We start from the raw sequence: 14,571 nt of genomic DNA, 5'->3' as shown, positions 1-14,571 counted from the left end.
TAGCCGTTATAGAAATCGAAGGAAGCGATTTGGATTGCGAGTAAATCTAATTGCAGGAATTTATAATTATGAGCTAAAAATAGCCAAATAATCTTAATTCCGCAAGAGGTCTACTGATTTTTGGGCTGCGTACGATGAGGTCTTTCCAAGTAAGCGACATCAAAGTGTGGGTAAAGACAGTGGTAAGACCAGTTATATTGAGCGGTTTAACTGCACTTTGCGCCAGCGAGTATCGCGTTTAGTGAGGAAGACATTATCGAATTCTTAGAAGTTGGAGAACCATATCGGGGCAATTTGGTACTTCGTTCACCACTACAATGCATCCTTACATCTTGAGCACTACCAAAATACGATGTATCAAGCAAGAGGCACCATCTAGATAGACTTCCTTAGCCTCGAAATCTAGTGCCATACTTCTTGCTTTAGCGCATCCATACCCGAAGGGCTATACACACCCGATAATTTTGCTTTTTGAGAAGGGTGCGAGATGGGAGTAGAAACGGGTTGCAGTACCCACCCTACGTTTAATTATGTTGACCTACTTAGCTTTTTCTTCACTAAGAAGCCTAAACCTAGAACACTCAGCCCCAAGGTTGTACTTCCCTCCGGAACAGACTTAGGAGGTTGTGCCCCGTCAAGTAATGTATACCTTACCTTTCCTTGGGGTGTTGGACCCTGACCGGGGTAACTAAAATCTATAGTCTTCCCTAAGATAGAAAAAGTTCGATAACGACTGTACGTCAATCCTAAGATTTCCCCTTCCAAAAAAGACACGGTTTCTACCCTATCTTGCCCATTGCAACAATCAGGCCCCGTCAGCTGAGGCATCCCATTTAATATAAAAGAAAGGTCACTAACTGGAACTGTTTCAAGTTCTATTCCGCTGATGGATGAATTTTCGTAGTTAAAGAAACCGAAACCGCTCTCGAAAAACTCATTGTTAGGGCCTTCAACGTCATACACATCAAAACGATATCTGATTGTAGCTGCTTGGCTTGGTTTAGTTGAAATTGTAGCCAAGCTCAGGACTACACCAACAGTTGCAATAGCTAATTTGCTCAGGATTCTGCTTGACATTCTTGCTCCTTTTAAAATTTCCTAAGCCTGGATTAGGCTTTTTACTCTCTGTGGCTTGTGTCACTCGACATTGTAATCTCCTAAAACGACAACATTCCGTACTTGTCCTGGGTCTTCATCAGAAAAACATAAAATTCAACAGTTAAATTGATAGAAATATCAGGAAATATACATAATTTTAAATTTTTCGAATGCAAAATTATACTGAGTTTAGTTCAGGGATTAATTATTAGAATAACTAGAAAATAGGTAAGAGGAAGAAGAGGAAGGTAGGCTTAGAATAGGTAGTTTAAAGAACTCAATCTTACTTAATAGACGTAAAATGAAATTTTACTAAACTCACATCTTGTACTGTACAGCGACTTTTTAATTGTCGTGGAGACATATTAGTGTCGTTTTGTAATACATAAATCAATGAGCACAATTGCGGACATTTCCTCAACAAAATTTCCAAGTTAATTGAAATTTCTGCTAAATCTATTAGCCAATCACCGATACACTCAATGTTAATTTCAGTGCTTTTTCGTCTTCACAAAAGTACCTCATTGTTTTTAAAGATTTGATGAAGATTGGCTGAAACAGCTAGAACTGCCTTGCCAAGCAAGTTTCTTCGTGAAACACTGTCAGTACTTAAGTTTTTCTGAAAGATAAAAAATATTATGTTGAAAACAGCTTTGTCTGTGGCTTTACTTTCTACTGGTACGGTGCTGCTAAGTTGTATTAGCGACTTCGCCAATGCTTTGGCCTTTCAAACCTATAATGACAGGGCATCATGGCTGGCAATTATTAGCGAAACTACCGGTAAAGAAGATTTTAATTCGTTTACCACAGATATATCGCTTGGTGAGTGTTGTGGCTCTCTACCTGCTGGCTCACTTATATTAAGTACCAATGCTAGCGGAAATCAGGTTGTTGGTGAAGTTCTAATAGATGTTAAACCCTACGAGTTTACTGGTGCTACTGGTATTGATAATACTCCCCTACTGAATCTAAATGGTTTAGACTTTGGTGAAAAAGTAACAATTAAATTGCCAGGTTTGTTCTCTGCCTTTGGCTTTGACTTTGAAAACTATGATTTTGAGGGTGATGCTGCCTCGATTATCATTTCCGGTCAAACTGTAGGTACAATTACTCCAACTGAAGGTGCCAAGGGATTTTTTGGAGTTGTGGCAACTGATGGCTCATTTGACCAAGTGATTTTTACAAGTGGTTCGGCATTTGGAGACCGGCAGGTGGATGGAACTTTTAACGCTATAGATAATATTGAATATGGCAATGTAGCACCTCCCGACGTTAAACCTGTTCCTGAGCCTTCAGCACTATTAGGATTAGCAGTTTTCGGCGTTACCGCTACTCTTCGCAAAAGAAAAGAAAGAGTGCTGAAGTGCTAAAAGCTGAATATGTAAAATAATAGCTTTTGAATCCCTCCGGTCACGCCGGGGGATTTTGAGTTTTTGGTTGGATAGTTCTCAGAATGATTAACTGCCGTGTCGTACTGGCTGTCGATATCAGGACATCGCAGCGCAGTTGTTATATCTCTCGCCAATATCTCAATCTATAAAATGAGTTTCTATAGTAACCTGCCAGCCATCATCCACTTTCTGGACAAAAAGACTAGGGTTAGCCTGAAGTAACTCAATCAATCTCATATCAGGGCACATAGTTCGCATAACAGCCCGTATCGGTTGCTTATAATAGCCACAAAACTTGTTGCTTAATACCGCAATCGTCACAAACTTTTTTGGGTTATTTTCCGTTAAACTCCTGATAATCTCTATTAAAGCTACCTCTAAGTCATTTTCTGAGCTAATCTCAGCAAGCAAGTTTGGGTGAGATTCTAATATCTTTTGTTTTTGGTAGTGTGGAGTCTCTTTAGCATCCTTAGCTTCCAGTGTCCTAACTAAAGCTTTATCGACTTTCCGGACTCGCTTCACTTTGGGTTGAACCAGAAGGGTCTGAAGCAAGTATCTATCAATTTTCCGAAGCCGCTTAATTCTATATTGAATTGGAGATATCTGAATTTCTTTATAACTAGGAACTACGGCCTGAAAAAGAGCTATATGAAACTCTTGAGATATTGGCGTGCTGTAGATCGAAAAATTTCCGCTACTTTTTATAAGGCTTTTTAAACTATCACTATAACCTTGATTGATTGCCACTTGTTCAGGTGAAAACCCATGCTTTTCATGAAAAAGTTCTGTGAGTCTAGCCATACTAATCCAAGGGGTGCCATTCCTACCGGATTCAAAGGCTACCAAGTTTTCCAGTTCTTTGAGTAGCAGTTGTAGTGATAAAGACGAGGACGGAGCTTGATTAGATTCATTCATTTTGTTGGATCAGTCTTGTGGGTGATACGCTCCTGCTATCCGGAAAAGTTGCACAAGGAACGGTTACGGCAGCAGGTGGAATGGCTGCAAGTGTGGAGTGCATCAACTTTGCCAAAGATGCGAACGACAGGCTGGACAAGCTGATGAAAGAGCTAATGGATGATGGTGAACTGTGATGTAGTGCTTGCCTGTCATAGCCATTTCCCATAATGTCCAGGTTGCTACATCAGTTGTAACTCAAGCCTTTTACTAAAACTAAGAGCAGCAAATGAAGGATGCGATTGCTCATCCTGATTTCAGGGGCTTCAAGACAGAGGGATTGCACCTATTCAAGCGGTTAGATCGAGGCTAGGTAATTTTCCACAGCCTGTTGTCGGTGAGTCTGTGTCCCTAGCGGCGGGAATCCAGCCTGACTTCGATCGATGCAGCCGTTGCTTTCTTAAATCAATTGGCTCGGCTTGAGGAAAGCACCTTTTACTCAGGATTCGTAATTGTCGAACATGATTAATCTTGTCCAGCAGGGTATCGCAAAGAGACTCTTGTATTTCTCAATGGTGATCGCACTTTTAACAACGGTTCAAAAGTCCTGGTCTATCAACCCAGAACGGTTGATTGGAGTTAACAGAGAACTTTCCTGCAAGTCGGGATATGCGACTTTCCCGACTGGCGATCGCATTTAAGGCAGTGATTCAAGAGTCCTGTTCGATCAAACCAGAATCCTCGGTTGGAGTTGAGAGAGGATTTTCCTCCAATCCGGAATACATATATTTCTCAACCGGTGATCGCACTGGTGCCCGATCCGGCTCTACATCGTCATAAACTCTTTTCCCGACTTGTAACCATCCCACCTGCGACTTTTCCATGAGGTTTATTGCTTCAAAGGCATAAGTCATCGCGCTCTGCGCGCAGATCGCACCCTGTAAGCTTCGCTTCTACCTTGCAGCGTTGCTCTTGAAAGGAGCGTGATCACACCCTTCGAGAGCAGCCGGATCAGTCTTGAAAAGATAAACCGCGATCGCTGCTTTAGCACTCCTCGCAATCCTTTTCTAGTTTGTGCCCTGCATCTTACGGAACCAGATAGCGATCGCTGTCTCAACTTCCGATCCTCCTGGCTAGTGAAGCTAGAATTCGGAGCGCCGAATTCTTAAGGGCGATCGCACTCAAGATTTCCAACTCCTTGCTGAATCGGAACAACTGTGGACACCAGAGGGAACAAACGATTAGTTACAAATTCAGCGTCACGGACCTTACTTGATGACGGTGATAACAGCGCAGGCATAAGCAAAAATCATCGATTGCGCCCGAAACCCTGATTCTCTCGTGAAGCGGATGGAGCGGGATTGATAAGCTCGGTTGAATCCAACAATCCGAAATCTTTTAATCAACGCTAGAGCAATACTTTTGGGCATCTATTCCACGAAATCCATGTTTCGTGTAGTCTAGGTGGATTCACAAAGCGAAGCCATGAAAGTTAGCGGCAACGGGCAAGGAAAAATTCTCACAGGGGATGAATTGAGGCGTTTGTTCACTGATGGGTTTAAGTCGCCACGCGATCGCGCTTTGTTTGCCATCTGTTTGTTTACCGGGTGTCGGGTGTCGGAAGCGCTGGCGCTCCAGACCACGGACATTAAAAGTGGAACGTTGACTTTCAGGAAGTCTACCACGAAGGGAAAACTGAAAACCCGCGTCGTGGACATTCAACCTGCACTCGCGGCAATACTGGCAGAGTACCCGCTCGCTCAACCAGGGGCGCTGTTCCCGTCTGGAATCAGGGGGAAGGAACACCTGAGTCGGTTTATGGCTGATAAGATTCTGAAAGATGCCTGCAAGCGCATAGGAGTCGAGGGGGTGAGTACCCACAGCTTCCGGCGAACTGCTCTCACCCAGATGCACAATGCCGGGATACCGCTCAGGCACATTCAAGAGATATCAGGCCACAACGACCTGGGTACTTTGCAACGCTACTTGGAAGTGTCGCCAGAGCAGAAGCGTAAGGCAGTATCGATGATTGGTTGGTGAAGGTAAGAGCCATCTGCGAGCGCCTGATTATTTTTGAAAAGCCTGTTTTTCACAAGCGATCGCGACCTTTATACGTTGAGCGATCGCTGGATGTTTGATGAGGGGATTCTGAAGGCTTCTGGCGTTCAGACGCAAACCGCAGAGATCGCTCTTATAGTAAGTACCAAAGGTAAAGGCGAGGCAGGAGAGGATAGCTTGGCATTCGTGTTTTGTCGGATCGCGGCCCACAACTCCTGCCGGATAAAGTGGCGGGTTCAAGGTCAACCGATATGCAGTCTGAGGGCGATCATGGCCCCTAACACCACCAATCCGAGCGCTCGACGGAAGTAGTTGACCCCATCAAAAAACTCCTGCCATGCCCAGGTGAACAAAGCACCAGATCCCACTTGCATCAAATCCAGTCTGGAGATTGCCGATGGTTGCTGGGATTGTTCCAAACTAAGCTGTATGTCTTTTTCCCTAGCCTGGTGTTGGATTAAGTAGATAGCCTCAGGTTCGGGCAAAGCTGCCAGCCGAATAGTGCTGGTAAAAGGAGTGGGTTCTCGACTGGTGATAACCACTTTCACCGTAGCAGGCAGGTCGTATAAAAAGCCGAGCAAATCCTCCTGTTGTTGGTGAGTTTCCAGGTGTTTGCCTGTGGCATTGAAAACGGCAGCGTCTACCAATCCTAGCAGCTGTTTGAATGGAATATCCTCATTATCTGTTTGACTCATGCGGTATGTCTTACCTTTTCCCTACCTTTTTGGAATACACCCAATCCAACTTTACAATCATCTGACTTTCTCCCTAACTTTTCCTTGCTTACCAAGAGTGCTTCAAGCTATTAAAGAAGAGTTTAGGTTTAACCAAATCTAATTTTTAGGGAACGATGATAGCGCTTTTAATCTGACAACAATCCTTTTTTTGCAAACCGCTGAGGGCAAAGAAGACCCAAAGGGAGAAAAAGCGATCGCTTAACTTACCATCTTGATTCCTGGTGATTGCACTAGAGACTAGTCTTCCTCAACTCTCCATCAATTTGGCTTGCGATCACTTTTTCTCAATAACAGACTTTACTATTACGAAAATACGAATTTAACTGTATTGACTTTTAAAATGTTTTGTGGATCGTTACGATTTTATATACGAAGTTATATATATTGACCTATCGAATATTTTGTAATATTTAGTTTAGATACATAAAAAGGAGTATTTATCAATCTATCTAGTTAAAGATTGGGTAAAGTCATTGCTTATTCTTTTAAAGATTAATTTTTGAATATATTCACAAATATACGAACTTTTATATATCGACACTATTGAGCCAATTAAGCATACTGAATAGCGAGTGATAAATTGAATCTTAAATAATTAATCATTTGACAATACTTACTATTTAAATCATTTTCATTCACAAACTTAGTCTCACTTCTTGAAGGATTATATTTTATGGATTCCCAAAGCTTTTTGTTTGAATCAAAAAGCTTTGGGAAGAGGTGTTTTTACTGTTTTTTAATATCCCTCAAAATCAGACTCTCTTGTAGATTCTATTGAAAAAACAAGAGTCAATCAAAAGCTAGAAGTCAGAAGGACAGTGTTAAAAGTGAATCGCCATGAGACTCACTTTTCAGAAAACACTCGAGCAATTATTTCGATATGTACTCTTTTAATGTAATTGAAACCGATAACTTTGTAAAAATGGCAAGAAACATAGGCATGACACTCAGCAGAGAAATTAACTATCATCAAAACTTTCATGAAGTTGGGCAAGTCCTGGATGGAATTGCCTTTATTGATTCCGGGCTAGAAGATTACCAAAGTTTAGTTGCTGGAGTTGCGCCAGGAATTGAGGTGGTTGTCCTCGACTCTAGACAGGATGGTGTGGAGCAGATTAGTCGGGCACTGGCGGAACGGCAGAGAGTTAGCAGCGTCCACATTGTCTCTCATGGTGCTTCTGGTGCAATTTATATTGGCGATCGCGAACTCAGTCTAGAAACCCTAAATCACTATGGAAACGAACTTTTAAGCTGGGCAGATTGGCTAGCTCCCAATGCTGAACTGTTAATTTACGGTTGTGAAGTTGCAAAAGGCGATCGCGGACAAGCCTTCATCCACTGCTTGAGTGAGTTAACCGGAGCCTCTGTCCACGCTTCAACGATTAGGGTTGGTAACGGAGATTTAGAAACGAATTGGAGACTGGATACAACGATACCTGTTGCTAATGGGCAGAGTCCATCACAGGTAGAACCACGGCTTGCTTTTTGTAAAGAAGTTACTGAAACATATTCCGGAATTTTTATGGCAACTTTTAAATGGAGTGGTGGCGGTACAACCAATAACTGGACTGAGGCAGCGAATTGGCTCCTCGTTAGTGGCACAGGATCAGATGCAGACGGTATTCCTGATGCAGATGATGTGGCATCTTTTGATGGAACATCGACCAAAAATGCCACTATTAATGGCAATGTCAGTATTCAAAACCTTCAGGTGGCTGCTGCTTATACAGGAAGCCTTAGCCTGGGGTCAAATACACTGGCGGTTTCAGGGGGATTGGCGATCGCTAATGCCAGCAGTTTTGACTCAGGGACAGGAACAGTACGCTTCACTGGAAATCAGACTGTAGATAGTACAGCAGCGCTGTACAACCTGGAAGTTGCGACGCCTACTGGGAGTCTAACTCTAGTGAAAGATTTGGTGGTCAACAATGACCTCACCATCACCGATGTCAATCAAATTGTCGGCAGTGGTGGCACATTCAACATCAAGGTAACTGGAGATGTCATCACTAACGATGCCAACTTTAGCAACACCAACTCGGCCATTCAACTGGTAGGCAGCACCGACCAGAGTATCAGTGGGACTGGGGTGCTGGTGAATCTCGATGTTGCCAAAACGGGGGGCGATGTTTTGCTCACCGATGACCTGCGGTTACGCGGTGGCACTCTCTCCGGTTCAGGTCTGCTCAAAAATGCTGGCGGTAAGGTGATCTTTGGAGAGCCGAATAACTTTCTTAACGACAGTTATACCAGTAATTTCACTGGGTCTATTGATGATGTTGAGTTGAAGTTTCACTCAGGTTCTAACTTCATCCTGAGCAAGGACTTGGTGGTTAACAATGACCTGACCATCACCGAGATTGGTGCAATCACAGGCAGTGGTGGCACATTCAACATCAAGGTAACTGGAGATGTCATCACCAACGATGCCAACTTTAGCAACACCAACTCGGCTATTCAACTGGTAAGCAGCACTGACCAGAGTATCAGTGGGACTGGGGTGCTGGTGAATCTCGATGTTGCCAAAACGGGGGGCGATGTTTTGCTCACCGATGACCTGCGGTTACGCGGTGGCACTCTCTCCGGTTCAGGTCTGCTCAAAAATGCTGGCGGTAAGGTGATCTTTGGAGAGCCGAATAACTTTCTTAACGACAGTTATACCAGTAATTTCACTGGGTCTATTGATGATGTTGAGTTGAAGTTTCACTCAGGTTCTAACTTCATCCTGAGCAAGGACTTGGTGGTTAACAATGACCTGACCATCACCCAAGTTGGTGCAATTACAAGCAGTGGCTTCAGTATTAAAGTTGCTGGAGATGTGATTTCTAGTGATGCCAATGGGTTCGGTGGAACGGGTGCCATTACTTTAGTCGGCAGTGCGACAAACACCTTTACAGGATTGGGGAGCGGGACCCAAGGTAATCTTGCGATCGATAAGGCTACCTCAACAGACAAAGCATTGCTAGGTTCCAATGAAACTTTTTCATCAGTTGTTGTTAATGAAGGCATTTTTGATGTCAATGGTAAAACTGCTACCGCTGGCACTACCATCAATAGCGGTGGAACCCTCGGCGGATCGGGCACAGTAATTGGCAATGTCACGGTTAACAGTGGCGGTGTACTAGCTCCTGGTAGTGGCATTGGTATTCTCAACACACGCTCTGTTAACTTTACCAACGGCTCACTGTTCAACGTAGAGTTGGGCGGTACATCGGCAGGCAATGGAGCTGGATTCTACGATCAGCTAAATGTAACGGGTACAGTGACGATTGGCACGAGTGCTGTGCTGAATACATCACTGTTTGGCGGATTTACGCCAGGTGGTGGCAACACATTTATCATTGTCAACAATGATGGTGTTGATGCTATCAATGGAAAATTTAATGGCTTAGCTCAAGGAGCTACAGTCAATCTGGGTTCTGGAATAAATGCCACCATCTCTTATGCGGCAGGGGATGGTAATGATATTGGACTATCGCTCCTCAACCAGGCACCTAATCTTACAGGCAATGGAACATTAGCTGCTGTTGCGGAAGATACCACCAACCCTAACGGTCAAACGATTTCCACCCTCTTCAATGGGCTGTTTAGCGACCCGGATGCAGGCGCAAGCCTTGGCGGTGTTGCAGTAGTTGGGAATACCGCAAATACAACTACACAAGGGACGTGGCAATACTCTACAGATGGTACGAACTGGTTTGCTGTGGGCACGGTTGCGGATGGTGCAACGGCTCTGGCACTCTCTGCCAGCACAGTAGTCCGGTTTGTTCCCGTTGCCAATTACAACGGTGATCCCCCTGCTTTAACTGTTCGGGCATTGGATAACACTTATAGCAGTGGGTTTACCAGTGGAGGTACTCGCATCAATCTGAACACTGGTACGAATGGGGGAACTACGGCGATTTCTGGTAGCACCAACATCATCAACACAAGTATTACAGCAGTCAACGATGCACCAACAGGCTCACCGACCACAACTCTAGCAACTGGAACCGAAGACACTCCTTACACTATCAGCAAAGCCGACTTGCTAGCAGGCTTTAGTGATGTTGATGGCGATTCCTTGTTACTGAGCAATGTTACAGCCAATGGCACGGTTCTGACGGCAGATAGCAGTGGGAACTACACCTTTACGCCTGCTGCTAACTTTAATGGCACTGTCAACCTTTCGTACAACGTGGTGGATGGTAAGGGTGGCTCTGTGGCAGCAACTCAGTCCTTTGCGATCACTCCTGTTAACGATGCACCGACAGGCAGCGTCACCATCTCCGGCAACCCCACCCAGGGCGCAATCCTGACTGCCAATAACACCCTGTCTGATGTTGATGGTTTGGGCACAATCAGCTATCAGTGGCAGGCTGGCGGAACTAACATCGCCGGTGCCACCAGCAGCACCTTCACTCTCGGACAAAACCAGGTTGGTAAGGTCATCACTGTCACCGCCGCCTACACTGACGGACAGGGCACTGCTGAATCGGTCACTAGTGCCGCAACCAGTGCCGTTGCTAGTGCATTGGAATTGGCTACTACACCTGGCTCCGGGAACTATGTAGAAAACAATTCAGGTGTCGTCATCGATCCAACGCTGTTCCTCAATGGAACCAATACGCTCACTGGTGCGACGGTCAGCATCGGCACAAATTTCAACACCAGCCAAGATCGCCTGCTCTTCAATAACCAGCTCGGAATCAGCGGTAGCTACAACACCACCACTGGCATCTTGTCGTTGTCAGGTACAGCCTCAATCGCGGACTACCAGACAGCGCTTCGTTCGGTGCGGTACTTCAATACCAGCGATGCACCGACAACCAGCGATCGCTCCATTACTTTCTCCATTGCTCCTGCTTCATTTAATGCGGCTAATGGGCATTTCTATGAGTTTGTTTCTGCGCCAGGCATTTCATGGACAAATGCCAGAACTGCTGCCGCAGGACGAACCATTCTAGGGATACAGGGATATTTGGCGACAGTTACCTCCGTTCAAGAGAACTCTTTCATCGCAGGCAAATTACAAGGTCAGCGGGCTTGGATAGGTGCCAGCGATGCAGCGACAGAGTCCGTGTGGCGGTGGGTTACTGGTCCAGAGGGGTTAGAAAACAATGGACAAGGACGCATCTTTAGCAACGGTAGCACTCCAGCCAACGGTCAGTATTTTAACTGGGTGGCCGGTCAGCCAGATAATTTTGGGGGCACCGAGCATTACGCTCACTTCTGGATCAATAATGCCTGGAATGACATCTTTAACACTAATACTGATCAGGCAGGTTACGTTGTAGAGTACGGTGGGCTAGCTGGTGATCCAGTCTTACAACCTACGGGCAACCGGACTTTGACCGTAACTGCTGTCAATGATGCTCCTGTTCTGTCCACCAATACCCTCAGCATCACCGAAGGTGGCACAGTTACCCTGTCTGTTGCCAATCTCAGCACCACTGACCCTGACACAACTGGAGCTGGACTAACTTACACCGTCAGCAATGTCACAGGTGGTCGGTTTGAGTTGATTGCCAATCAAGATGTAGCGATTACAAGCTTTACCCACGAAGACATCAACACTGGCAAAGTACGATTTGTCCATGATGGTGGTGAAGCAGCACCTAGCTACAACGTCAGTGTTAGCGATGGCATTGCTCCAGCAACCACTCCAGCAGTTGTCAGCATTGGTAGCTTTACCAAGGTGAATGATGCGCCCACGGGTACACCGACCGCAACGTTAGCGGCAGGTACCGAAGATACCCCTTACACCATTACCCAGACGGCTCTGCTACAAGGTTTCACAGATCCTGATAGTGACTCTCTCTCTGTTGCTAACCTGACTGCTACAAAAGGCACCTTAGTCAACAACAATAACGGCACCTACACCTTCACACCGAATGCCAACTTCGACGGCACGGTCAACCTTTCGTACAACGTAGTGGATGGTAAGGGTGGTTCAGTGGCAGCAACTCAATCCTTTGCGATCACTCCCGTCAACGATGCCCCTGTACTAGCAACCAACACCCTCAGCATCACTGAAGGTGGCACGGTTACCTTCAGCAGCAGCAACCTCAACAGCAGTGACTTGGATAATACTCCAGCGCAGCTAATCTACACGATTAGCAACATCAGTGGTGGCAGCTTCAGCGGTACAGGCGTCACCACTAACGGCAACGGCACTGTCAGCTTTACCCAAGCGGCGATTAATAACGGACTGGTGCAGTTCACCCATGATGGAGGTGAAAACCCACCCAGCTATGCCGTCAGTGTCAGCGATGGTGCGTTGAACACCACCCCAGCAACGGTGACCATTCCAGAGGGTAGCTTCACTCCCATCAACGATGCACCTACGGGTACACCGACAGCAACATTAGCTGCTGGAACTGAAGACACGGTTTACACAATCAGCCAAAGTGCTTTGTTACAAGGTTTCACCGATGTAGAGGGCAATACTCTCTCTGTTGCTGATCTAACTGCCAGCAACGGCACCTTGGTCAACAACAATAACGGCACCTACACCTTCACACCTGCTGCCAACTTCAATGGCACCATCAACCTTTCCTACAACGTAGTAGATGGCAATGGCGGCTCAGTGACAGCAACTCAGTCTTTTGCGATCGCTGTTGTTAACGATGCACCCGTCCTAGCAACTAATGTTCTAAGCATCACTGAAGGCGCTACAGTCATCCTGTCTTCTACTAACCTCAACACGACTGACTCTGATACTCCTGCAACTGAACTGACTTACATAGCTAGTAACGTCACAGGTGGCCAGTTCGAGTCGGTAGGCACTCCGGGAACGGCAATTACCAGCTTCACCCAGGACGACATCAACAACGGACTGGTGCAGTTCGTCCACAACGGTGGTGAAGCAGCTCCTTCCTACTCAGTTAGCATCAACGATGGTAAGTTAAGCACCCCTGCAACTCCAGTTAGCCTTGGTAGCTTTACCTCCGTTAATGACGCTCCCACTCTAGCAACTAATACTCTGAGCATCACTGAAGGCGCTACAGTCATCTTCTCTTCTGCCAACTTAAATGTAACTGACTCTGATACTCCTGCAACTGAACTGACTTACATAGCTAGTAACGTCACAGGTGGTCAGTTCGAGTCGGTTGGAATTCCAGGAACGGCAATTACCAGCTTCACCCAGGACGACATCAACAACGGACTTGTGCAGTTCGTCCACAACGGTGGTGAAAATCCACCCAGCTATGCCGTCAGCGTCAGTGATGGTGAGTTGAGCACTACCCCGGCAACTGTGACTATCCCCGCAGGCAGCTTCACTCCTGTCAATGATGCTCCTACTGTGGCCGAGCAAGGAATTGAGGATCAAATCACCTCGGTTAATCAAGCCTTCTCCTTAAATGTCAGCAACAAGTTTACCGACGTTGACCAAGGGGAGATTCTTACTTATAGTGCTACAGGATTGCCCACCGGGTTCAGCATCAATGCCAACACGGGTATATTATCAGGCACTATTTCCAGTCCTGGCATTTTTAATGTGAATGTCACAGCCGATGATGGAGATGGTGGCACAGTTAGTGATGCCTTTGAACTGATTGTTGCTAATAATAATGCCACTCCTTTTAATGACATCATCTACATGAGCCAACTCTCTGGCATCCACAAAGATAAAGTAAATGCCAAAGAAGGGCGCGATCGCGTTATTGGGACCAGTGCTAATGAGTTTCTTGGTGGTGCAGAAGACGATGATTACCTTGATGGTCAGGGTGGTAACGACAAACTTCTGGGTGGTGATGGCAACGACACGCTCATTGGCCGACTTGGCAGCGATGACCTCCAAGGCGGCGACGGTAACGACATCCTCACTGGTTGGGGAAGTGGTACAGGGAGTGCAAATCAAATGGACGAACTCAAGGGTGGCAACGGAGCCGACACCTATATTCTAGGAGAAAGTACCTCAGTCTTTTACAACCTTGGTGGCTACAATGACTACGCCAAGATTGTTGGCTTTGAAGCTGAAGATCGCATTCAGCTTAAGGGAACAGCTAGCAACTACTCTTTGGGGTCAGTTCCATCATCTGTGTCTACAGATAAGGCATCTATCGGCATTTTTACTAATTCAGGAACAGAATTGATTGCCGTCCTCAAAAACGAAGATTTAAACTCAACAAGCCTGACAACAGATGCTCGCTTTATTTTCGTTTAATCGCGTCTTGTCAGGCTAACTTCATCACTGTTTAATCTTGCTCGCCCAACGAATTAGTACTCCATAACACCAATCTTTTCGGGTGCGCTCGCTATCCCGTTCCAGCCTATAACCCAGCATGAGCTTTTCTGCTCATGCTGGGTTATATTTTTTTCCTTACTTCTTCCTTACTTTTTCTATGTTTACTATTAAAAACAGTGATTGTTAAATATAGATTAAGGAATTAAAAATTTTAGTTTTATTT

General features: G+C 45.6%; 11 protein-coding genes and 1 pseudogene. 6 read left to right on the top strand and 6 right to left on the bottom strand.

Features of this window, described 5'->3' with window-relative positions:
- Positions 1–112: 112 nt before the first annotated feature.
- Positions 113–379: pseudogene (locus H6F50_RS09425) on the top strand (IS1 family transposase); the annotation flags it as partial.
- A 149-nt stretch (positions 380–528) separates the two neighbouring features.
- Here H6F50_RS09425 and H6F50_RS09420 read toward each other — a convergent pair.
- Positions 529–1,077: a PEP-CTERM sorting domain-containing protein gene (locus H6F50_RS09420; protein WP_190428489.1), complete on the bottom strand. Its 549-nt coding sequence runs from the start codon at positions 1,075–1,077 to the stop codon at positions 529–531.
- 659 nt (positions 1,078–1,736) lie between these two features.
- Here H6F50_RS09420 and H6F50_RS09415 point away from each other — a divergent pair.
- Complete coding sequence (locus H6F50_RS09415) at positions 1,737–2,468, top strand: PEP-CTERM sorting domain-containing protein (RefSeq protein ID WP_190428488.1); 732 nt, start codon at positions 1,737–1,739, stop codon at positions 2,466–2,468.
- Between the two features lie 159 nt (positions 2,469–2,627).
- Here H6F50_RS09415 and H6F50_RS09410 read toward each other — a convergent pair whose 3' ends face one another.
- Positions 2,628–3,404, bottom strand: coding sequence for a hypothetical protein (locus H6F50_RS09410; RefSeq protein ID WP_190428487.1), 777 nt, complete (start codon positions 3,402–3,404; stop codon positions 2,628–2,630).
- Between the two features lie 17 nt (positions 3,405–3,421).
- Between H6F50_RS09410 and H6F50_RS09405 the strand changes: the two genes are divergently transcribed.
- Positions 3,422–3,580 (top strand): hypothetical protein, encoded by a 159-nt coding sequence (locus H6F50_RS09405; protein WP_190428486.1) that lies wholly within the window; start codon positions 3,422–3,424, stop codon positions 3,578–3,580.
- Between the two features lie 324 nt (positions 3,581–3,904).
- On the top strand, positions 3,905–4,084 hold the full coding sequence (locus H6F50_RS09400; protein ID WP_190428485.1) for a hypothetical protein: 180 nt from the start codon (positions 3,905–3,907) through the stop codon (positions 4,082–4,084).
- A gap of 9 nt (positions 4,085–4,093) precedes the next feature.
- On the opposite strand, the gene H6F50_RS09395 is transcribed toward H6F50_RS09400, so the two are convergent.
- Both H6F50_RS09395 and H6F50_RS09390 read right to left on the bottom strand, forming a co-directional pair.
- Positions 4,094–4,267: a hypothetical protein gene (locus H6F50_RS09395; RefSeq protein ID WP_190428484.1), complete on the bottom strand. Its 174-nt coding sequence runs from the start codon at positions 4,265–4,267 to the stop codon at positions 4,094–4,096.
- A gap of 384 nt (positions 4,268–4,651) precedes the next feature.
- The gene (locus H6F50_RS09390) at positions 4,652–4,813 is read right to left on the bottom strand and encodes a hypothetical protein (RefSeq protein WP_190428483.1); all 162 of its coding nucleotides are present in this window, start codon (positions 4,811–4,813) and stop codon (positions 4,652–4,654) included.
- Positions 4,814–4,868: 55 nt separating this feature from the next.
- Here H6F50_RS09390 and H6F50_RS09385 point away from each other — a divergent pair, with 55 nt between their 5' ends.
- On the top strand, positions 4,869–5,423 hold the full coding sequence (locus tag H6F50_RS09385) for a site-specific integrase (RefSeq protein ID WP_190428490.1): 555 nt from the start codon (positions 4,869–4,871) through the stop codon (positions 5,421–5,423).
- A 27-nt stretch (positions 5,424–5,450) separates the two neighbouring features.
- Here the strand turns inward: H6F50_RS09385 and H6F50_RS09380 are convergent, their stop codons facing one another.
- Together H6F50_RS09380 and H6F50_RS09375 are read right to left on the bottom strand one after the other, a co-directional pair.
- Positions 5,451–5,681, bottom strand: coding sequence for a hypothetical protein (locus tag H6F50_RS09380; RefSeq protein WP_190428482.1), 231 nt, complete (start codon positions 5,679–5,681; stop codon positions 5,451–5,453).
- 2 nt (positions 5,682–5,683) lie between these two features.
- Entirely contained in the window at positions 5,684–6,136 is a 453-nt protein-coding gene (locus H6F50_RS09375; protein ID WP_190428491.1) for a hypothetical protein, read from the bottom strand.
- A gap of 964 nt (positions 6,137–7,100) precedes the next feature.
- Here H6F50_RS09375 and H6F50_RS09370 point away from each other — a divergent pair.
- Complete coding sequence (locus H6F50_RS09370; protein ID WP_190428481.1) at positions 7,101–14,327, top strand: cadherin-like domain-containing protein; 7,227 nt, start codon at positions 7,101–7,103, stop codon at positions 14,325–14,327.
- Positions 14,328–14,571 lie beyond the last annotated feature (244 nt).

Source organism: Coleofasciculus sp. FACHB-712 (genome assembly GCF_014695635.1).
Taxonomy (GTDB): domain Bacteria; phylum Cyanobacteriota; class Cyanobacteriia; order Cyanobacteriales; family FACHB-T130; genus FACHB-T130.
This window is presented reverse-complemented; position numbering and strand designations above follow the sequence as displayed.